The sequence below is a fragment of the Shinella sp. GW835-FHT14H05 genome, assembly GCF_058793575.1.
In genome coordinates, this window is record NZ_JBXAFY010000006.1 from 1 (window position 1) to 18,293 (window position 18,293).

Sequence of the window (18,293 nt, forward strand, 5' to 3'; positions counted from 1 at the left end):
ACACTCGAAATGCTCCAGATCACACTCGACATCTTCCTCGCAAGAAAACGCCTCGCGAGTCCAACATGAACACTCCCCCCACAAGGGGGGAGATCAGTGGGAGCTTGCCGCGCCGTTTCGAAGATGAAGGCCGTTAAGCCGCCACCCGCACCGCCGCCTCTTCGCGGATGCGCTTCACCATCGACCGCAGCCCATTGGCCCGCTGCGACGACAGATGCTCCACCAGCCCGATCTCGTTGAACGTATCAATGGCATCCAGCGCCGCGATCTCAGAGGCATGTTTGCCGGAATAGATGGCGAGCACGATGGCGACGAGACCGCGCACGATATGGGCGTCCGAATCGCCCTCGAAGGTCATCACCGGGTCGGCGGCGTCGTCCGTATGGCTGACGAGCCAGACCTGGCTGGCGCAGCCCTGCACCTTGTTGGCGGCCGTGCGCTTGTCTTCGGAAATGTCCGGCAATGCCTTGCCGAGCTCGATGACATAGCGGTAGCGGTCCTCCCATTCCTCAAGGTAGGCGAAGTCGTCGATGATCTGTTGAAGCGTGGCCATGTCGGTTCCGTCTGCGGCTTTGGCTTTCATATAGGGGAGGCAGCCCGGAATTTGAACCGGAATCCGTATCCGCAAAAAGAAACGCCGTATGGAACGGATCCATACGGCGGTTGCAGGGGCAACGAGTCAGGCAGGCAGAAATTTTAAAAGGGGGTCAGTTCAGCTCTTGTGGTCGGGGCGGCGCGTCGGGATGGCGATGGTGCCGGTGATCACCTCGTCATCGGCATCGATGGCGGCGACGTCCGGGAGCGGCTGGTCGAGCGCTTCCTTGGCGACCGGATCGGCCTTGGCGGTCGCGGTGCCCTCTTCGGCAAACTGGGTATCGAGGAACTGGTAGGCGATGCGGGCGCCTTCGCGGGCCCGGTGGCCGAGGGCGACGAAGGTTTCAGCACCCTTCTCGCAGACGTCCGGCTTCTCCAGGCACATGGCGGTGACGTAGTGCAGCGCCTCGCTTGCGGCATTGAAGGTATCGCCGATCTCGACGCTCGGACCCTTCTCCAGCTTCGCGGAGGATTCCGCGTCGATGAAGGGGAGCAGGACGAGAACCATGGAGAACCAGAACGTTCCCTTGATCAGAAACCACATCGCTTGCCATCCTTGTTATAGGGCCTCGGCTCTTTGCGGCCTTCGGCTTTCGTGTTGGTCCTTGGCGAACCGTTGATGCGAGAATAGGGGCCGGAAGGAAATTCCCCTTTTCAGGAATCACTCAGGTTTTGCCCAGATTTAAGTAAAATGCGACCTATCGGCAGCTTTACCGGCATTTGAGGCAGATTTTAGCGATTGCCGTTAAGGATGATGGCGGAGCGCACTGGCGGAGCGCCCCGGAATGCCGGGAATGGGCGTTCGGCGATGTTGCCCCAGAGGTTAATACGAACAGAAAAATGCCGCAAAATGAGGCGCTTACGCCCCGTTAACCACGCCGGACGAATGGCCGGTGGATTGCCCCGAAATGGGACTTTTCGGGCTTTTCGGACCCTTTCAGGCCCCTGTCGTTTATTCTTTCCTTAAGTCGCCGATGCGATTTTGGGCTCACACAAAAGAACATAAACGGCAGGGTTTTGCATTGCGCCAATTGACCACCATCGCTGACAGAATGGCCGTCCGCCTGGGCGCCGTTGCGGGCGTTGCTGGCGCGCATGCCGCCGATGAACGCCCGTCCGCTTCCCTGCGCGCGACGACGCTCGCCCTTCTGGCCGCCGTCCCCGGCCTGCCGCTCGCCTTCTCCGCCGTCATGCCCGCCTCCACGGCGCTGCCGGCCGGCGTGGCGCTGGTGGGTGCCGGCGCGCTGCTTGCTGCTGCCGCGACCTCCGCCTGGCCGGTGAAGCCGGTTCAGCCCAAGGTAACGCAGATTGACGACGCGCCTGTTACAGAGCCGGCGCCGACCTCTCCTTATGATCTCTTCGCGGGCCTCGTGACGCTGCACGATGCGCGCGGTTTCGTCACCGCCGTGCATGGCCGCGACCGCGCCGACATGCTGGCCTGGATGCGCGACCCGATGGGCCGCGGTTATCTCGACCAGATCCACGTTTCCGATCGCCTCGGCTTCATCGCCGCCATCGATCGCCTGCGCCAGGGCGGCGTGCGCGAGACGGTGGACGTGCGCATCGACCGCCCGCGCATGCAGGCGGATGCCGAGCAGTTCACGCATATGCGCGTGGAAATGACGGCGCTGTGCGGCGCGGATGGCGCGCTGGCCGCCGTCGTCGCCCAGTCGCGCGATGTGTCCGACGAGGCCGTGCTGCGCACGGAAAGCGCGCGCAAGACGGCGCAGGCCGAATCGGCCAACGATGCCAAGACCCGCTTTCTGGCCGCCGTCAGCCATGAGCTGCGCACGCCGCTCAACGCCATCCTCGGCTTTTCCGACATCCTGACCGGCGAATATTTCGGCAAGCTGGAAAACGACCGCCAGCGCGAATATGTGGCGCTGATCCACCAGTCGGGCTCGCATCTTCTGTCGGTGGTCAACACCATGCTGGACGTTTCGAAGATCGAGGCCGGCCGCTACGAGCTGCTGACCGAACCCTTCATCGTCGCCGACAGCGTCAAGGCCTGCGAGCAGATGCTCGGCCTCCAGGCGCGCGAAAAGGGCATCAAGCTGACGAGCCGCGTGCCGCGCGCCATCGGCGAGGCCGTGGCCGACCAGCGGGCGATCCAGCAGATCCTCATCAACCTCGTCGGCAATGCGATCAAGTTCACCGATCGCGGCGGCGTCGTCACCATCGATGCGGCGCGCGAGGGCAAGGACCTTCTCCTGACCGTCAGCGATACCGGCATCGGCATTCCAGCCGACAAGCTGGCGCTGATCGGCCAGCCCTTCATGCAGGTGCAGAACGAATATACCCGCAAATACGAGGGCACCGGCCTCGGACTGTCGCTGGTCAAGGGTCTGGTCGCGCTGCACGGCGGCAGCTTCGTCATCCAGAGCCGGCCGGGCGAGGGCACGGTCATCACCATCCGCGTGCCGGCGGACGGCTCCGGCGTGGCGCGCGAAGGTGACCCGCGGCCGACCACGGCATCCACCGTCGATTTCCCGCCGCGCCTTGCGGCTGCCATTGAGACCGTTTACGAGCCGTCGCTGGATGGCAAGGACACGAACGATGAACGCGCACGTCAGAAGACAGCCTGAGCGGCGGCCGCAAGGCCAGGCCCGCAAGGGCCGATCCGGCACCCGCGCCGAGCCGCAGCGCAGGCCCAATATCGTCATCACCGGGCTGGTCGCGCTCGGCGGCCTTGCCGCGCGCCATCCCAGCACCGTGGGCGGCACCTGCGCCTTCCTGGTGGTCTTCTCCTTCGTGGCGGCCAATGCGCTGTGGTATCAGCCGGGCGGCCATCCCGCACCCTTCCTGAAGATGCGCTCGGCCGACAATTCGCTGGGCTTCACCGCCACCAAGCCGGAACCGCACGACGTGACGACCTTCGTCATCGAGCGCGAGGGCGAAGAGCAGGACCTGCCGGAGGTCACCGACGTGACGCCCGCCGAGCGGCCGTTCGACGAGGTGGCGAAGGTCATCGAGAACAAGCCTGCGCGCACGCAGGCCGAGGAAGAGCTCGATCCGGTCGCCGCCGCCATCATGGAGGCGGAAGCCGATCCCGGCGTCACCTCCGCCGTGGCAAAGCCGGTGCCGAGCGAACTGGTGATGAAGATCCAGAAGGGTCTGAGCAACATCGCCTATACGGATATTGCGGTGGACGGGCTGATCGGCGAGAAGACGCGCACCGCCATCCGCCACTTCGAGAAGCACTATCGCCTGCCGGTGACCGGCGAGCCGAACGAGCAGGTGCTCGCCAAGCTCAAGGATATCGGCGCGCTCTGAGCTTTCTTGTTTTAGCAATGCAGGAATGCGACCAAAGTCGTACGCCTACGACAGGCTTTCCCGTAAAGCATCCGTTAACCATGTCTGCTGGATGATCCTTTGATAATCTGGAGGATCGTCGAGCCATGTCCAACGCTGCCCTGCGTGAGACTGCGCATAACCTGGAAGCGGACATGCCGGAGCCGCAGGCGGATGCCGCGGTGCTGCGGCGCGTCGTGGGGGCGCTTGCCGCCGAGGCGTCGGATCTTGGCCTGCACCTTGTCGATATTGCCGGCTCCATCCAGGACACCGCCACGCAATCGCGCGAGCACGCGACCCTCTTCACCCGGCTGACGCAATCGGCAACGGCGATCGCCAGCGCCAATGGCGGCATCGCCCGCGCGCTGGGCGAGACGGACCAACTGGCCGCGAGCGCCCGAAAGGTGCTGGGCGAGCAGGCGGTGCAGCTCGACGGCTCGATTGCCGCGATCGACCACATGGTGACGGCTTCCAACGAGATCGGCACGGAGATTTCCGCCTTTGCTGTGGCGCTCGCCGATGTCGGGCGGCTGGCAGATGCGATCGGCACGATTGCGCGACAAACGAACCTCTTGGCGCTCAATGCGGCGATCGAAGCGGCGCGGGCGGGCGATGCCGGCAAGGGTTTTGCCGTGGTGGCGGCGGAAGTGCGGACGCTGTCGCTCGAAACATCGAATACGACCGCCTCCATTCAAAAAACATTGCAGGAACTGCGCGCCCGCATCGACCGGCTTGAAGCGGCGGGCGAGGGCGCGCGCGTTTCCGCCGAGGGCGTGAAGGCGACGGCCTCCGACGTGCAGGGCTCGTTTGCCGGGGTGGAAGAGGTCATGTCGAAGATCCTCGACAGCGCCTCCTCGCTCGCCGCGACGACGGGCGCGGTGGACAAGGAATGCAGCGAGTTCGCCCGGTCGATCGGGGCGGCCTCGGCGGAGATCATCCGCTCGAATACCGTGCTGCAGGGCGCCTCCGGAAAGGTCGGCGAGGTGGTGACGATCTCCGAGCGCATTATCCAGGCGACGGCGAGTGCGGGCATCGAGACGCCGGACAGTCCCTATATTAACCTCGTCCAGACGCTCGCCGACGAGGTCTCTGCCCGCTTTTCCGCGGCCGTGCTGAGCGGCGAAATTGGCATGGAGGCGCTGTTCGACCGGCAGTATCGGCCGATCGCCGGCAGCGATCCGGTGCAGATGATGACGCGCTTTACCGATTTCACCGATCGCGTGCTGCCGGCCATCCAGGAGCCGGCGGTGGCAACCGACGAACGCATCGCCTTCTGCGCGGCGATCGACGACCAGGGCTACCTGCCGACGCACAACCGCAAATTCTCCGAGCCGCAGCGCCCGGGCGATCCCGCCTGGAACACCGCCAACTGCCGCAACCGACGCATCTTCAACGACCGCGTCGGCCTCGCCGCCGGCCGCAACAAGGAACCCTTCCTCGTGCAGACCTACCGCCGCGACATGGGCGGCGGGCAGTTCGTGCTGATGAAGGATATTTCGGCGCCCATCACGGTCAATGGGCGGCACTGGGGCGGGTTGCGGTTGGCGATCCGGGTCTAGATCTCGCGATTGCCCCGCGGCTTCGCGCCGTGTAAGCCGCGACCATGCGTCTTCGCTCCGACATTTTCGTTTCCGCCCTGATGCGCCGCGTCTTTGCCCGCGGCGATTTTGCGGCTGTCGAGGTGAAGGGGGCGGAGGAGGCGGGGGCGGTGTTCGTGCGGCAGATGTTTCGCGACGGGCGGGAAAGCCTGCATGCGCCGGCGCCGCAGAGTTTTTTCGAGGCGGACGAGACGGGAATGCGGCTGTTCGAGACCCGGCTGGCGCGGGTCGAGGCGCAGGTCGTGGCCGAGGCGATTGCGCGCGAGCGGCGTTTCGATGGCGATCTTTGGGTGGTTTCGGTCGAGACGGACGAACTTGGCGACCTGATCGACTTCGCGGTAGCCGAGCCGAAGGATGACGGGTTCTTCCGGCGTTAACCCTGTGGCCATGGGACGCGCCCGATTGCCCTGTTTTAAACGGATTTTTCGCCGAAGAGGCGCTAGAGCATTTCCAGCCGAAGCGGCATCGCTTCGGCGTCGGATAATGCGGCAAAAACAAAAATTGGAGCATGTCCGGTGAACCGGACATGCTCCAAGACGTGGTCACGTCAATGACGGACGCCTGATTACCATGAGCAAATACGACATTCTGGTCGACATGATGTCGGCGCTCACCGCCCGCGAGGCCAACAGCCAGTGGATCGTCGCGCCCGGCGTTTCGATCTCCACGGCCGCCACGGCTGTCGATGCCGGCGGGGCTTTTGCCGGGCGCACGCTGGTGATCGATGGCACGGTGAATTCTTACGCCGGCAATGCGGTGGTGTTTGGCGCCGCCGCGCTCGCCGCCAATGCCGGCACCGTGGCGATAAAGGCGGATGGGGTGATCTCGGCGGCGCTTGTCGGGCTGAATGCGGCCGGTGGTGGGTTCGTGTTTTCCAACCAGGGCACGCTTTCAGGCGGCACGGCGGCGGGTGTCTTCAGCGGGGCGGGGCTCAACCTCACCAATCGCGGCTTGGTGCTGTCGTCCGGCGGCCCGGGTATCAAGGCGACCGGCAGCGATGCGCTTGTCACCAACCATGGCACGGTGAAGAGTGCGGGCGATGCGGTGACCGTTTCGGGCACCAAGGCGATCATCACCAATTACGGTTTCATCCAGTCGACGGCGGATGACGGGATCAGGAGCATTGGGGCGACGGCGATCGTCACCAACAGCGGGACGATCGATGCCAGGCTCGATGCGGTGACCGTGACGGGTGCCGGCGGGGTCGTGACCAACAATGGCAAGATCGTTTCGCGCGCCGACGAGGGCGTGGTCATTGCCGGTTCGGGCGCCGTGATGGCGAACAACGGTACGATCTCGGCCGTGAAGGATGGCGTGCGGCTGGATGGCGCGAAGGTCAATTTCGCCAATCACAAGACAATCACCTCGACTTCGGGCGACGCCATCGATGTCGGCGGCGCCTATGCGCAGGTGATGAACAACGGCACGCTGAAAGGCACCTCCGGCATCCATATCGATGGTGCCGGTGCGACGCTGACGAACAATGGCTCGGTGACGGCGACCACCGGGATTGCGGTCGCACTTCTCGGCAAGGGCACGAACAGTTTCGGTAACAACGGCACGTTGAAGGCGGGCGACCTGGCGCTGAAGGGCGGCAATGGCGTCGAGGTGGTCATCAACAACGGCACGATCCGCGGCGATGTCGATCTCGGCGCTGGCAACGACACGTTTGACACACGCGGCGGCAAGGTTTTCGGCACGGTCGCGGGCGGCAAGGGCAACGACACCTATCTCGTAGCCGATGCCAAGCTGAAGCTCGTCGAGAAGGTGGGCGGGGGCACGGACACGGTGCAGTCGACGGTGAGCTACACGCTGGGCGCCAATCTCGAAAAGCTCATCCTGCTCGGCACGGCGGGCATCAGCGGCACGGGCAACGCTCTATCGAATGTCATCATCGGCAACAGCGGCGGCAACACGCTCTCGGGCGGGGCCGGCAACGACATCCTCGATGGCGGCAAGGGCAATGACGCGCTGACCGGCGGTTCCGGGGCGGATGTCTTCATCTTCTCCAAGGGCCGCGACACGGTGACGGATTTCAAGCCGGGCACCGACCGGGTCGATCTCTCGGACGTTTCCGCCATCACCGGCTTTTCCGACCTGATGAAGAGCCATGCCGTGCAGAGCGGCGACGACGTGCTGATCCGCGCGGGCAGCGAAGTTATGGTGCTGAAACATGTCGACCTGTCGGATCTTCACAAGGGCGATTTCCTGTTCTGAGATCCTGTTCCCGCGGGAACATCGCGCGCGGCTCCATCATGGGAAAAGGGAGACACACAGGCAGCGGCCTGTGCCGAACCCCCTCAGGAGGAACGCCCCATGTTTATCGTGCTGCCTGCCCTTGCACTGCTGATTTCGGGAATGTTCGTCGCGACCACGCTGGCCGCGCTCTCCGCCGAGCGCAACGAAAGCGCCGCGGTCCGCGTGCCGGCCAAGCGCCGTATATTCTGAGAAACCTAACTAGCCGGCGGCGCGCTGCCGACCGGTTTCGGAGGACCTGTCATGGTGATCCTGCCCGTTCGACTGCGCGTCGTCAGCGTTGGCCGCCTTCGGCACGCCATCGCCATTCGTATAGCTGTCCGCCCGCTGCCAGCTCTCGACCCGGAGGGTCGCCTCGGCCGGATCTAGCGCCCAGAGCATCAGTTCGGCGCTGCCGCTCGCCAGGTGCGGGTAAATGCATGTGAGCACGAAAACGGTATCCGCGCTGGGCATGTCCAGCGCCACGAGCGTTTCGGCAAGCTGCCGCCCCGACACATCGAGAAGGATACGCTCGGACAGCCACTGGCTGGAACCGAGCGCGTCGGCGAGCGTCACGGCCAGCATGCCGACTTCGCCGGCGCGGGCAAAACGCACGAGAAGCGCCTGGTGCACCTCGCTTGCCGGCTCAAGCCGGGCGGGCGCCTCGACCGCGGGCGTCGCGGCGCGCACGAGGGCGCGCAATTCTTCGCGGATCCGCTCTTCCCGTCCCAGCCTTGCGGCCTCTTCCAGCGAGGCCTCGCGGTCTTCGCCGGTGCGGCGGCTGGCATGGTCCTGGTGGCTGCCGACCAGCGCCTCGATCATGACGGGCGAAAGATTGTCGCGCCGGCCGATGGCGCGGGCATGTTCCGGGCCGGTCGCGCGCAGGATGCGCATCAGCGTGACGTCGGGAATGGCTTTTGCGCCCATGAGGAAGATCGCGGCGACGCCGATCGGCTGCGAGGCGATGAAGAGGGCGGTCTCGTCGGGGATCTGCGGGCAGCGCGAAAGGGCGGCGACGGCCTGGCGGCGTGCCTCCTCCGTGGAAGCATTATAGAGCGGCTCGAACAGCTCGCCGAACTGGTGCAGATCGGAGCGCGACGGAAAACGCAGGCTCTCGAAGCTGGAAACCGTGGCCATCAGAACGATGTCCTTCGGCCGCCCTGCTTGCGGTCTCTCCAGTTCGCGAAACCTGTCCGCCACAAAACACCTGCTAAAGTCCCCGGAACGGCAGCCCCTTGCCGTCTCCACAATCGTTCATGAAAAGTAGAGGAAAAGCGTTAGCAACGCGTTAACCTTGCTCGCGCGGAAACCGCAATGTTTACAAGAGACTGCCGTCTGGGTTGCCGTGGGTGCCGCGGCGTTTGCGTGCCGGATCGGGACGCGCCCTTCTGGTCGGGCCGGCGGCGTGCTATCGCTCCGCCATGACCACCTCTTCGCCAATCGTCGCCGGCCGCTCCTGCGGAACCTGCACGCTTTGTTGCCGCCTGCCGGAGATCGACGCGTTCGACAAGCCGGCGGATGTCTGGTGCACGCATTGCGTCGCGGGGCAGGGCTGTTCGATCTATGCCGATCGGCCCTCGGTCTGCCGGGATTTTCTCTGTCTGTGGATGACGAGGGAGGACCTCGGCGCGGAGTGGGAGCCGGCGCGCTCCCACCTGATGATCTACGGGCAGGGGCCGCAGATCACGGTGCTTGCCGATCCCGACCAGCCGGACCTTTGGCGGCGCGAGCCCTATCATGGGCAACTGAAGGCGTGGGCGGGGGAAATGGCGCCGGCGGGCGGCTACGTCATCGTGTTCTGGCGCGATGAGGTGCACAAGATCTGACGGCGAGATTCCATTCGATATCGGGCATGGACATGGTATCGTCCGCACCTTGGCGACGATGGGCTGGCGCTATGAAGATCTGGCAATGCGCGATGTTTTCGACCCTGTTCGCATGGTCCCCGCAGCCATGCATGGCCGAGGCGTGGGAATTGGCCCAGGCCGATACGGCGCCGGTCGACAATTTGCACAAGAACCGCACGCCCGGAGGCAGCCCGCCGACCGGCAGTGCTTTGCCCGAAGCCGGCGTGAAAACGGTCGACGCGGCCGACATGCCCGTCACGGTCGACGAAATGCTGTCACGGCTTCTGGCGATGAACATCACCTATAGCGTTCCGGAAAGCCAGCTGCGGGAATGGCTGGCCAATGCCGAATACACGCCCTATCCGGCGATCGCGGCGGGGCTGGTCAGCCTGTTGCAGGGGCGGCGACTGAAGAACGCGCTCGACGTGGATGTCATTGTTTATGATTATGAAAGTTCGCCGGGCGCGCAGTCCCCGCGCAGGAACGAGGATGTCGATCAGGCCGTCCTGACCGCCGCCGTTATCAAGGGCTACAATGCCCGCCATGCCACGTCGGCGACCGCGCTTTCCGAGGTCATCGAATAAGCAGGTCCGCCCGACCGTTTCTCTTCACAGGTGCAGCCGGTTTTTTACGACGGGACCGGCCGATTTGGGAACAGGGGTCACCCTGTTCCATGCGGAACAGCACGATGCAGGGCGATGGCATAGGATTAACAGCATGTTAACCCGATAGTCGCTAGTTTTAGGGACATGGATCGGCTCGTCTATTGCGATGGACGTGTTATGATTCGATCATGTGAACGGTGGATACCCTGACGGTGCCACCGTTCCGCGAGGGAAAGGTGCGATGGTCCGGATACCGGGCGGTCACCAGACAAATTCCCGTGAATGGGAAACTTCTGGACCCGTATCGCCGTTTTCTTCCCGTAAGCGACAGGGACGACATCGACTCATGTCGCAGCCGGGGTGACGGAACCGGATGCACCGGCCCGTAAAACGGGCAGGGTGAGAATGTAGAAGTGCTTCATCCGTCTCGGTTCTTCTTTTTGGAGGCGAGAATGGCAGACGTAGTACGATTGAAGGAATGGCTCGCGCGAACACCAAGACGCGACACCATTCGCCGTGAGGCTCCGGCCCAGATACTGCTTTTTACCGGCGTGCGTTATGAGCGCCTGACACCGGCCATGCTTGCTGCACGCAGCAAGGCGGGCAAACACGGCGCCCCGGACACGGCCCGCCGGCCCTGAAACCTTTCCCGTCGCCGCTGGAGCGGCGACTGGCGTGCGCGTGCGGCCGCAGCGCATTGTCTATCGCGGGCAGACCGCGCCCTGTCGCTCGTCGTCGAGCGCGCTTTCCTATTGTTCCGCCGTGAAGGGTTCGCAGCTTGCATCCGCGAGGAAGTCGGTTGCCGCTTCCTGCCGGCTTTCGGTGGGCACGAAGATGCGCAGCACGGCGTAACCTTCCTCGCCGCGCATTTCCACCAGGATCGACTGTTCCAGCTCGGCCGGCACGGCCTTGCGGATGGCGATGAGCTGGATGGGGGTGGCGATCAGCGTGTCGAGCGCGCCCGAGACCGAGGTGCGGTCGTTCATGCTGAACACCTCGTTGGACGCCCCATCATAGACCGCGAGCGACCAGAAGGGCACGTCGCCATCGGCAAACAGCCGGATGGGACCGTTTTCGACGGAAAAGGCGCAGACGGCGGTCTTCATCGCCGGGTCGTCATTGATCGGCGCCAGCGTATCGCCGAAATTCGCCAGCGGGAAGAAACGGTTCGCCTCGCCGAAGGTCTGCACGCGCGTATAGGCATCGCGGCCGGTGAAGCTCGGCAGCGAGAGGATGATGACGATGTGCAGCAGCGCCGCGCCGACGAGGCCGATGGCGATGGCATAGACGAAACTACGCATCGGCGCAGTCCAGCCGGGTGATGCCGGGCATGGCAAGGTCGATGACGCCGGAGCTGCCGGCGGTCGGCGTGTCGAGTAGCGTCATGACGAGCAGGAACGGCGCCTTGCCCTCCGGAACCGCCAGCCAGTTGCCGGGTGTCGCCGCGGAGGCGATGCGAATGGCAAAACTGCTGTCCGGCGTGCGCAGCACCGACCAGGCATTGATTCCGACCGGCAGGCCGGGGCGGCTGCCGGCGAGCGGGTTGCCGTTGGTGTCGGCGGCATGCAGCGTCCACAGGCGAGCAGGGGGCGTGATGCCCTCTATTTCGTAGCGGCAGTTTTCGACCAGCGTGCGCCCGCCGCTATCGGTGGCGGCGGTGAAGGTGAGGCCCTCGGCGCCACCGAGCAGCAGCCTGCCGTCGCGCGCGCGGTGTGCCTTTGCATAGGGATCGGCATCGACCGTCTGGGCGGTGGGGAAAGCCGTCCACGGCCCGAGCGCGATGGCGCCGAAGCCGACGGTCGCGCGCAGCGCATAGATCGAACTCAGGATGCCGAGCCCGAAGGCGACGGCGAGCGCTGTGGCGATGACGAGGGGCGTGCGGAACAAGGGCGAAGCGGCTTTGCGTCCGGAATTGCGTCGAAACGAAGAGATAGAGCGTTTTTGCGATTCGGAGAAACGCGGAAACGCTCTATCCGTTACTCTGTCCGGTTGGCGCCGGTGCCGTCAAGCGCGGCCACGCGGCCATCGGCCTTCAGGGGCTTGGCCTCGTTGAACTGCCGGGCGACATCCTTCAGCAGCTTGGTGACGTCGGCCGAGAGCGAACGCGGACGAACGAGGGCGGGAAGCGCGTTCTCATCGGTCGAGGTGGCAGCGACTTCGCTTGCCTTCTTGCCGTCGGGCAGCGGGTTCTCGATGCCGGGGATGGGGCGCAGCTCGATGCCCTGGTGGGCATAGTCCATCAGGCGCTTGAAGGTCATGGCGGGGAGCGAGCCGCCGGTCATGTTGTTGGTCGACGTATAGTCGTCGTTGCCGAACCAGACGGCGGTCGTGTAATTGCCGGTGAAGCCGACATACCAGGCGTCGCGATAGGCCTGCGTCGTGCCGGTCTTGCCGCCCGAGACGATGCCGCGGTCGAGCGCGCCGCGCCGCGCCGTGCCGCTCACCGGGATGGTCACGAGGATGCGGTTCATCGACGAATCCGCCTGTTCGGAGAGCACATGTTTTGCCGGCGGTTCGTCGCGGCCGAAATCGTAGAGAATGTCGCCGTCGTAATTGATCATCTGGCTGATGCCGTGGCGGCGCGACTGGAGGCCGCCGGCGGGGAAGACCGCATAGGCCGTCGCCTGATCGAGCACGGTCACCTCAGAGGTGCCGAGCGGCATGGTCTTGTCGGTCCGGATCGGCGTCTCGACGCCCATCGCCTTCGCCATTTCCGCGATGCGCTTGGTGCCGAGCTTGTCCTTGGCGAGGCGCACCGGCACGGTGTTGATGGACTTCGCCATCGCGGTCATCAGTGTCATGCGGCCGGCATAGGAGCGGCCATAATTCTGCGGCGACCATCCGCCCCAGCTGATCGGCGCGTCGACGATGGTCGTTTCCGGCGTCATGCCGGATTCCATCGCGGCGGCGTAGGTATAGGCCTTGAAGGACGAACCCGGCTGGCGCAACGCCCTCGTGGCGCGGTTGAACTGGCTTTCGCCATAGTCCCGCCCGCCGACCATGGCGCGCACGGCGCCGCCGTTTTCGATCATCACCATCGCGCCCTGCTTGACGCGGTAGCTCTCGCCGTACTGGCGCAGCCCGCTTTCCACGGCCTCTTCGGCGGCGGCCTGCAGGCCCATGTCGATGGTGGTGCGCACGATGAGCGAATGCTGGGCGAAGGGTTTTGCGATGCGCTGCACCTCCTCGAAGGCCCAGTCGAGGAAGAAATCGGGTGCGGTCTTCTCGTTGCGGTCGATGATGGTGGCGGGGTTGCGCCGCGCGGCGATTACCTGGCCCTCGGTCATCAGCCCGCCCTGCACCAGGTTGGTCAGCACCTCGTTGGCGCGCGCGCGGGCTGCGGGCAGGTTGATATGCGGGGCGTAGCGGGCGGGCGCCTTGAACAGGCCGGCGAGCATGGCGGATTCGGCCAAATTCACGTCGGTGACGTTCTTGCCGAAATAGAACTGCGCCGCCGCGGCCGCGCCAAAGGTGCCGCCGCCCATATAGGCGCGGTCGAGATAGAGGCGCAGGATTTCCTTCTTGGAGAGGTTGGCTTCCAGCCACAGCGCCAGGAACGCCTCCTTGATCTTGCGCTCGATGGTGCGCTCGTTCGAGAGGAACAGGTTTTTCGCCAGCTGCTGGGTGAGCGTGGAACCGCCCTGCACGACGCCGCCGGCGCGCGCATTCTCGTTCATGGCGCGGGCGAGGCCGAGGAAGTCGATGCCGAAATGGCTGAAGAAGCGGCGGTCTTCCGTCGCCAGCACCGCCTTGATCAGGTGGTCCGGCAGTTCGTCGATCGGCACGGAATCCTCGTGGATGATGCCGCGATGGCCGATTTCGTTGCCGTAGCGGTCGAGGAAGGTGACGGCGAAGTCGCTCTGCGCGCGCCAGTTGCCCGTCGTCTCCTCGAAGGCAGGCAGCGCCAGGGCGAGCAGCAGCACGAAGCCTGCCGTGCCGAGGTTCATGCCTTCGCCGGCGATCTCGAAGACCGCCTTCTTCCAGCCCTTGGCGTGGAAGCGGCGGGAGAAGATGGTGATCTCCTCCCAGATTTCGGCGAGGCGAAAGCCGGCATTCCAGACCGTGGAATCGATCCAGGAATCGAGGCGCAGGAAGAAGTGCCGCTTGCGGCGGCGCGGTTTTGGGGGCTTCTGGCTGTCGTCTTCCACGTTTCGCTTACCTTTGCCGGCGGATGCGGGCCGCAGCCTGCCCGCCTCTGGTTAACGTCCTGTGACCACCGGTTTATTCAGGCACGATAGCAGTCTTTTGAGACGAGCAGAACGGGATTTGCGCGAAAGGGTTAGCAGCCGCGCTCTTGACCTTTGGCCGCAAGGGGTTCAGGGGTCGGGGCATGACGAAGATGAAGCACAGGGGCGCCGCCGCGCCGGCCGAGGCCGGAAATGCGGACGTGCTGCCGTTCTGGAAGACGAAGACGCTCGCCGAAATGAACGACGTGGAGTGGGAAAGCCTCTGCGACGGCTGCGGCCTCTGTTGTCTCAACAAGCTGGAAGACTGGGAGACGGCCGAGATCGCCTGGACCTCGATCCGCTGCGTGCTGCTCGACGGCGAAAGCTGTCGCTGCTCGGACTACGAGAACCGCCAGGCGACCGTGCCCGACTGCATCCGCCTGACGGTGGAGAGCGTCTCGGAAATCTCCTGGCTGCCGCCGACCTGCGGCTATCGCCTCGTGCGCGACGGCGAGGACCTCTACTGGTGGCACCCGCTGGTCTCCGGCGATCCCGAGACCGTGCACCAGGCCGGCATTTCCGCCCGCGGCCGCACGGTGAGCGAGGAGGGCCTCGACGTCGAGGACTACGAGGATTACCTCGTGACTTGGCCGCTCGAAGTGGGCAGGGGGAACTAGTCTCTCAGTTTAGGCTCGCGGCCACCAGCTTCTTCGGCGCCACGTTGCGCCAGGCAGTGCCGATCAAGTCGCGCACCCGCTCGTCATCCGCGCCGTCGAAATAGACCGAGGTCCAGCCCTTGAGCCCCCAACCGCCCGGCACCGGCGCACACAGCCCCGGATCGGTCTCGACCACCATCGCCTGCTGGCCCGGCGTCAGCTTCAAGACGGCCCGGCCGGCCTGCGGCAGCGACATGAAGATCTTCTTACCCACCCGGAAGTCCCGCTTCCCGAAATGAGCACTCTCCCGCGCCTCCGGCATGCCGAGCGCGATCGCGATGAGATCGTCGGATGTCATAAGGGGGAGGGTAACATTATTCTTGATGGGCTGAAAGTTCGTGGCGATGCACAGATTTTTGTATCACTTTTAAGCTGCGCTCCGGCTTTAAAAGTGATACAAAAACTCCATGGAAATCACTTATGACGAAGCGAAGCGGCTGGGCAATATCGCGAAGCACGGCCATGACTTCGCGGCGCTCGATATGGATTTCTTCGTGGAAGCGCTGGTCGCTCCGGCCCATTCCGGGCGTTGGAAAGCGATCGGCATGTTTCGAGACGGCACGCTTGCCGTGGTCTTCGCGACGCTGGGAAGCCAGGCTATCTCTCTGATTTCCATGCGCGCCGCGAGCAGGAATGAAAGGAAGCTCTATGAGCACTACCGCCAGACGTCCCCGTGAAATTTCCTCGGAAGAGGAAACCCGCATCCAGCAGGGTATTGCCGATGATCCGGACAATACCGAATGGACAGAAGAGGATTTTCGCAAGGCAAAACCGTTCCGGGATGCCTTGCCCGAGCTTGCAGCGGCGATCGATCGGGCGAAGGCCAAGCGCGGCCGGCCGACGGTCGACAGCCCGAAACAGCAGATTTCCGTGCGGCTCGATCCCGACCTTATCCAGCATTATAAGTCGACCGGGAAGGGCTGGCAGTCGCGGATGAACGACGATCTGCGCAAGGCGGCAGGCCTCTAGTGAAAAGGAAAAAATAGGAAAATAGTCCTTGACGGCGTCACGGTGGTTTGATAGGGTTATGGCATAGTCGGAAAGGTGCGGGCGGAAAGCCCGCCGGGCTTTTCGGAAGGCTGGATGGTTTGGCGGTTTTGGCCCGCGGCCGGCTTGATGGGAATTTATTGACAGGCGCTCGTTCCAATCGGACCGGGCGCCTTTTCATTTTCGGGTGTGGCGATGGACAGCGGTTTGACGGTGGATCTCGGGCTTTTCGGCATCGCGCCGGAGATGGCGGTTTATGATGGGCTGGCGGGGCGGCGGGCGGATCTTAGGGGCGGGGCGGCGCCGGTGCTCGATACCAAGGCGGAAGCGCCGCTCGATCCGTTTCTCGATATGCAGGCGATGCTTCTGGAAATGACGAAGGAGCTGCGCGAGCGGTTCCAGCGCTTCCAGAGCCAGCGGGCCTTTGCCGAGCGGGATGCCGATGCCGCCGAAGACGAAGCGTCGCGCAAGCTGGCGCAGACCGATGCCAAGGCGGCGATCGAGGCCGTGTCGCTGATCGTGCGCACGCTGGAAAAGATCGACAGCCTGCAGCGCACCTTGATCAACGAGCGGGCCGAGGCGGAAGCGGCGCTGGGCGAGCCGGATGACGGCGAGGCGCTGGCGGCGGAGTTCGACCGACTGGTGGAAGAGCGCGTGAAGGACCGGTTGAATGCCGCAAGGGAAGACTGGATGCGGGAAAGCGGGGCTGGCGGCGATGCTGCCGAGCGGGCGGAAAGCGGGCCGTAGGGACCGGCTCGCCCTTCGGGCGGCCGGGCGGAAGATCGATGCGGATATGACGGCGGCGGCAGCGGGCTTGCGGATGATCGAGGATGAACGGGCGCGGACGGCTTTTCGGATTGCTGCCGATGGGTTGGAGGCTGGGCTTGGGCGGTGCGAAGCGGTAGGTGGCCCCTCATCCCCCTGCCGGGACCTTCTCCCCGCGGGCGGGGAGAAGGGGGGCGAGGAAGCGCCTCGTTTCCAAGCTGCTCCCGATGGTGATGCGGGCGGGCCGGATGGCGATCGCCAGCCCCGGTTTCGCACCCGGGAGGAATCCCGAAAATGGCACTTTCAATCGCGCCTGGCCCAGATGCCGCCGAAGGGCGACTGGCGGGTCTGGCTGCTGATGGGCGGGCGCGGCTCCGGCAAGACGCGGGCGGGTGCCGAATGGGTGCATGCGATGGCGCTGGCGCGGCCGGACAGCCGCATTGCGCTGGTGGCGGAGACGCTCGGCGATGCGCGCGAGGTGATGATCGATGGCGTTTCCGGCATCTGCCGGATCGCCGGGCGATCGCGGCCGGAATTCGAGGCCTCGCGCCGGCGGCTCGTCTGGCCGAACGGGTCGATCGGGCAGATTTTTTCGTCGGAAGACCCCGAAAGCCTGCGCGGGCCGCAGTTTCATCTCGCCTGGTGCGACGAGCTCGGCAAATGGAAACATGCGCAGGAGACCTGGGACATGCTGCAATTCGGCCTGCGCCTCGGCGACGATCCGCGCGTGCTGGTGACGACGACGCCGCGGCCGGTGCCGCTTTTGCGGGCGCTGGCGGCTGATGGCAAGACGGCGGTTCGGCGCATCCGGACGGAAGACAATGCCAAAAACCTTTCGCCGCGCTTTCTCGATGCCATGGCCGATCGCTACGGCGGCACGCGGCTCGGGCGGCAGGAGCTGGATGGCGAACTGATCACCGACCGCGCGGATGCGCTGTGGAGCCGTGCGCGGCTGGAGACGATCCGGCTGCGCAATCCGGGGCCGCTGTCGCGCATCGTCGTGGCGGTCGATCCGCCGGCAACAGCGTCCGCGGCCTCGGTTTGCGGCATCGTCGTGGCGGGGCTGGATGGCGGCGGGCGGGCGGTGGTGCTGGCCGATTGTTCGGTGACGGGCGCAAGCCCGGCGGGCTGGGCGGGCGCGGTGGTGCGGGCCTTTCGGCGCTTCGATGCGGACCGGGTGGTTGCGGAAGTCAACCAGGGCGGCGACATGGTGACGGCGATGCTGCGGAGCGTCGACGCCAATCTGCCGGTCGCGACGGTGCGGGCGACGCGCGGCAAATTTTTGCGGGCTGAGCCGGTGGCGGCGCTCTACGAGCAGGGGCGGGTGGCGCACGCGGCCGCCTTTGCCGAACTGGAAGACCAGATGTGTGATTTCGGGCCGGACGGGCTGTCCGCCGGCCGCTCGCCGGACCGGCTGGATGCGCTCGTCTGGGCGCTGACGGCGCTGGTGCTCGACCGGCTGGGCGAACCGCGGGTGCGAGGGGTTTGA

The 18,293-nt window shown here is 65.0% G+C and carries 20 protein-coding genes and 1 pseudogene; 14 read left to right on the top strand and 7 right to left on the bottom strand.

Features of this window, described 5'->3' with window-relative positions:
- Window positions 1-133 precede the first annotated feature (133 nt).
- Together AC1Q6Z_RS18565 and AC1Q6Z_RS18570 are read right to left on the bottom strand one after the other, a co-directional pair.
- On the bottom strand, window positions 134-553 hold the full coding sequence (locus AC1Q6Z_RS18565) for a SufE family protein (protein WP_492648829.1): 420 nt from the start codon (window positions 551-553) through the stop codon (window positions 134-136).
- A 159-nt stretch (window positions 554-712) separates the two neighbouring features.
- The gene (locus tag AC1Q6Z_RS18570) at window positions 713-1,138 is read right to left on the bottom strand and encodes a DUF5330 domain-containing protein (protein WP_256120825.1); all 426 of its coding nucleotides are present in this window, start codon (window positions 1,136-1,138) and stop codon (window positions 713-715) included.
- Window positions 1,139-1,646: 508 nt separating this feature from the next.
- On the opposite strand from AC1Q6Z_RS18570, the gene AC1Q6Z_RS18575 reads away from it, so the two are divergent.
- The 6 genes from AC1Q6Z_RS18575 (at window position 1,647) to AC1Q6Z_RS18600 (ending at window position 7,931) form a co-directional block, all read left to right on the top strand.
- Window positions 1,647-3,179, top strand: coding sequence for a sensor histidine kinase (locus AC1Q6Z_RS18575; protein WP_492648830.1), 1,533 nt, complete (start codon window positions 1,647-1,649; stop codon window positions 3,177-3,179).
- Window positions 3,151-3,867, top strand: a complete 717-nt coding sequence (locus AC1Q6Z_RS18580; protein ID WP_492648831.1) for a peptidoglycan-binding domain-containing protein — start codon at window positions 3,151-3,153, stop codon at window positions 3,865-3,867. The genes AC1Q6Z_RS18575 and AC1Q6Z_RS18580 overlap by 29 nt, the downstream gene beginning before the upstream one ends.
- A gap of 173 nt (window positions 3,868-4,040) precedes the next feature.
- On the top strand, window positions 4,041-5,444 hold the full coding sequence (locus AC1Q6Z_RS18585) for a methyl-accepting chemotaxis protein (protein ID WP_492649041.1): 1,404 nt from the start codon (window positions 4,041-4,043) through the stop codon (window positions 5,442-5,444).
- 44 nt (window positions 5,445-5,488) lie between these two features.
- Window positions 5,489-5,860 (top strand): DUF1491 family protein, encoded by a 372-nt coding sequence (locus AC1Q6Z_RS18590; RefSeq protein ID WP_492648832.1) that lies wholly within the window; start codon window positions 5,489-5,491, stop codon window positions 5,858-5,860.
- Between the two features lie 193 nt (window positions 5,861-6,053).
- Window positions 6,054-7,700: a beta strand repeat-containing protein gene (locus AC1Q6Z_RS18595; RefSeq protein WP_492648833.1), complete on the top strand. Its 1,647-nt coding sequence runs from the start codon at window positions 6,054-6,056 to the stop codon at window positions 7,698-7,700.
- 99 nt (window positions 7,701-7,799) lie between these two features.
- Window positions 7,800-7,931, top strand: a complete 132-nt coding sequence (locus AC1Q6Z_RS18600) for a hypothetical protein (protein ID WP_435265070.1) — start codon at window positions 7,800-7,802, stop codon at window positions 7,929-7,931.
- 9 nt (window positions 7,932-7,940) lie between these two features.
- On the opposite strand, the gene AC1Q6Z_RS18605 is transcribed toward AC1Q6Z_RS18600, so the two are convergent.
- On the bottom strand, window positions 7,941-8,855 hold the full coding sequence (locus AC1Q6Z_RS18605) for a DUF2336 domain-containing protein (protein ID WP_492648834.1): 915 nt from the start codon (window positions 8,853-8,855) through the stop codon (window positions 7,941-7,943).
- A 284-nt stretch (window positions 8,856-9,139) separates the two neighbouring features.
- Here AC1Q6Z_RS18605 and AC1Q6Z_RS18610 point away from each other — a divergent pair, with 284 nt between their 5' ends.
- The 3 genes from AC1Q6Z_RS18610 (at window position 9,140) to AC1Q6Z_RS18620 (ending at window position 10,811) form a co-directional block, all read left to right on the top strand.
- Window positions 9,140-9,544 carry a YkgJ family cysteine cluster protein gene (locus AC1Q6Z_RS18610; RefSeq protein WP_492648835.1) on the top strand — a complete coding sequence of 135 codons (405 nt, stop codon included), beginning with the start codon at window positions 9,140-9,142 and terminating at the stop codon, window positions 9,542-9,544.
- Window positions 9,545-9,675: 131 nt separating this feature from the next.
- Window positions 9,676-10,149 carry a hypothetical protein gene (locus AC1Q6Z_RS18615; protein WP_492648836.1) on the top strand — a complete coding sequence of 158 codons (474 nt, stop codon included), beginning with the start codon at window positions 9,676-9,678 and terminating at the stop codon, window positions 10,147-10,149.
- Window positions 10,150-10,622: 473 nt separating this feature from the next.
- On the top strand, window positions 10,623-10,811 hold the full coding sequence (locus AC1Q6Z_RS18620) for a hypothetical protein (RefSeq protein ID WP_256120834.1): 189 nt from the start codon (window positions 10,623-10,625) through the stop codon (window positions 10,809-10,811).
- A gap of 108 nt (window positions 10,812-10,919) precedes the next feature.
- Here the strand turns inward: AC1Q6Z_RS18620 and AC1Q6Z_RS18625 are convergent, their stop codons facing one another.
- From AC1Q6Z_RS18625 to AC1Q6Z_RS18635, 3 genes are all read right to left on the bottom strand, one after another.
- Complete coding sequence (locus tag AC1Q6Z_RS18625; RefSeq protein WP_492648837.1) at window positions 10,920-11,471, bottom strand: DUF1254 domain-containing protein; 552 nt, start codon at window positions 11,469-11,471, stop codon at window positions 10,920-10,922.
- Window positions 11,464-12,057 carry a DUF1214 domain-containing protein gene (locus AC1Q6Z_RS18630; protein ID WP_492648838.1) on the bottom strand — a complete coding sequence of 198 codons (594 nt, stop codon included), beginning with the start codon at window positions 12,055-12,057 and terminating at the stop codon, window positions 11,464-11,466. Before AC1Q6Z_RS18630 ends, AC1Q6Z_RS18625 begins: the two co-directional genes overlap by 8 nt.
- Before the next feature lie 89 nt (window positions 12,058-12,146).
- Window positions 12,147-14,318: a transglycosylase domain-containing protein gene (locus AC1Q6Z_RS18635; RefSeq protein ID WP_492648839.1), complete on the bottom strand. Its 2,172-nt coding sequence runs from the start codon at window positions 14,316-14,318 to the stop codon at window positions 12,147-12,149.
- Window positions 14,319-14,509: 191 nt separating this feature from the next.
- On the opposite strand from AC1Q6Z_RS18635, the gene AC1Q6Z_RS18640 reads away from it, so the two are divergent.
- A complete protein-coding gene (locus AC1Q6Z_RS18640) occupies window positions 14,510-15,013 on the top strand; it encodes a YcgN family cysteine cluster protein (protein ID WP_256120915.1) in 504 nt (167 codons plus the stop codon).
- Between the two features lie 4 nt (window positions 15,014-15,017).
- On the opposite strand, the gene AC1Q6Z_RS18645 is transcribed toward AC1Q6Z_RS18640, so the two are convergent.
- The gene (locus AC1Q6Z_RS18645) at window positions 15,018-15,350 is read right to left on the bottom strand and encodes an MmcQ/YjbR family DNA-binding protein (RefSeq protein ID WP_492648840.1); all 333 of its coding nucleotides are present in this window, start codon (window positions 15,348-15,350) and stop codon (window positions 15,018-15,020) included.
- Between the two features lie 109 nt (window positions 15,351-15,459).
- On the opposite strand from AC1Q6Z_RS18645, the gene AC1Q6Z_RS18650 reads away from it, so the two are divergent.
- The 4 genes and pseudogenes from AC1Q6Z_RS18650 to AC1Q6Z_RS18665 all read left to right on the top strand — a co-directional run.
- Window positions 15,460-15,729, top strand: a complete 270-nt coding sequence (locus AC1Q6Z_RS18650; RefSeq protein ID WP_492648841.1) for a BrnT family toxin — start codon at window positions 15,460-15,462, stop codon at window positions 15,727-15,729.
- On the top strand, window positions 15,701-16,021 hold the full coding sequence (locus AC1Q6Z_RS18655) for a BrnA antitoxin family protein (RefSeq protein ID WP_492648842.1): 321 nt from the start codon (window positions 15,701-15,703) through the stop codon (window positions 16,019-16,021). Before AC1Q6Z_RS18650 ends, AC1Q6Z_RS18655 begins: the two co-directional genes overlap by 29 nt.
- A gap of 213 nt (window positions 16,022-16,234) precedes the next feature.
- Complete coding sequence (locus AC1Q6Z_RS18660) at window positions 16,235-16,786, top strand: hypothetical protein (RefSeq protein ID WP_492648843.1); 552 nt, start codon at window positions 16,235-16,237, stop codon at window positions 16,784-16,786.
- A gap of 331 nt (window positions 16,787-17,117) precedes the next feature.
- A pseudogene (locus AC1Q6Z_RS18665) lies at window positions 17,118-18,293 on the top strand (DNA-packaging protein); the annotation flags it as partial.

Excerpts from the sequence above, each read along its gene's own strand:
- AC1Q6Z_RS18565 (WP_492648829.1), bottom strand. The coding sequence starts at position 553 with ATGGCCACGCTTCAACAGATCATCGACGACTTCGCCTACCTTGAGGAA.
- AC1Q6Z_RS18570 (WP_256120825.1), bottom strand. The coding sequence starts at position 1,138 with ATGTGGTTTCTGATCAAGGGAACGTTCTGGTTCTCCATGGTTCTCGTC.
- AC1Q6Z_RS18575 (WP_492648830.1), top strand. The coding sequence starts at position 1,647 with ATGGCCGTCCGCCTGGGCGCCGTTGCGGGCGTTGCTGGCGCGCATGCC.
- AC1Q6Z_RS18580 (WP_492648831.1), top strand. The coding sequence starts at position 3,151 with ATGAACGCGCACGTCAGAAGACAGCCTGAGCGGCGGCCGCAAGGCCAG.
- AC1Q6Z_RS18585 (WP_492649041.1), top strand. The coding sequence starts at position 4,041 with ATGCCGGAGCCGCAGGCGGATGCCGCGGTGCTGCGGCGCGTCGTGGGG.
- AC1Q6Z_RS18590 (WP_492648832.1), top strand. The coding sequence starts at position 5,489 with ATGCGTCTTCGCTCCGACATTTTCGTTTCCGCCCTGATGCGCCGCGTC.
- AC1Q6Z_RS18595 (WP_492648833.1), top strand. The coding sequence starts at position 6,054 with ATGAGCAAATACGACATTCTGGTCGACATGATGTCGGCGCTCACCGCC.
- AC1Q6Z_RS18600 (WP_435265070.1), top strand. The coding sequence starts at position 7,800 with ATGTTTATCGTGCTGCCTGCCCTTGCACTGCTGATTTCGGGAATGTTC.
- AC1Q6Z_RS18605 (WP_492648834.1), bottom strand. The coding sequence starts at position 8,855 with ATGGCCACGGTTTCCAGCTTCGAGAGCCTGCGTTTTCCGTCGCGCTCC.
- AC1Q6Z_RS18610 (WP_492648835.1), top strand. The coding sequence starts at position 9,140 with ATGACCACCTCTTCGCCAATCGTCGCCGGCCGCTCCTGCGGAACCTGC.
- AC1Q6Z_RS18615 (WP_492648836.1), top strand. The coding sequence starts at position 9,676 with ATGGCCGAGGCGTGGGAATTGGCCCAGGCCGATACGGCGCCGGTCGAC.
- AC1Q6Z_RS18620 (WP_256120834.1), top strand. The coding sequence starts at position 10,623 with ATGGCAGACGTAGTACGATTGAAGGAATGGCTCGCGCGAACACCAAGA.
- AC1Q6Z_RS18625 (WP_492648837.1), bottom strand. The coding sequence starts at position 11,471 with ATGCGTAGTTTCGTCTATGCCATCGCCATCGGCCTCGTCGGCGCGGCG.
- AC1Q6Z_RS18640 (WP_256120915.1), top strand. The coding sequence starts at position 14,510 with ATGAAGCACAGGGGCGCCGCCGCGCCGGCCGAGGCCGGAAATGCGGAC.
- AC1Q6Z_RS18645 (WP_492648840.1), bottom strand. The coding sequence starts at position 15,350 with ATGACATCCGACGATCTCATCGCGATCGCGCTCGGCATGCCGGAGGCG.
- AC1Q6Z_RS18650 (WP_492648841.1), top strand. The coding sequence starts at position 15,460 with ATGGAAATCACTTATGACGAAGCGAAGCGGCTGGGCAATATCGCGAAG.
- AC1Q6Z_RS18655 (WP_492648842.1), top strand. The coding sequence starts at position 15,701 with ATGAGCACTACCGCCAGACGTCCCCGTGAAATTTCCTCGGAAGAGGAA.
- AC1Q6Z_RS18660 (WP_492648843.1), top strand. The coding sequence starts at position 16,235 with ATGGACAGCGGTTTGACGGTGGATCTCGGGCTTTTCGGCATCGCGCCG.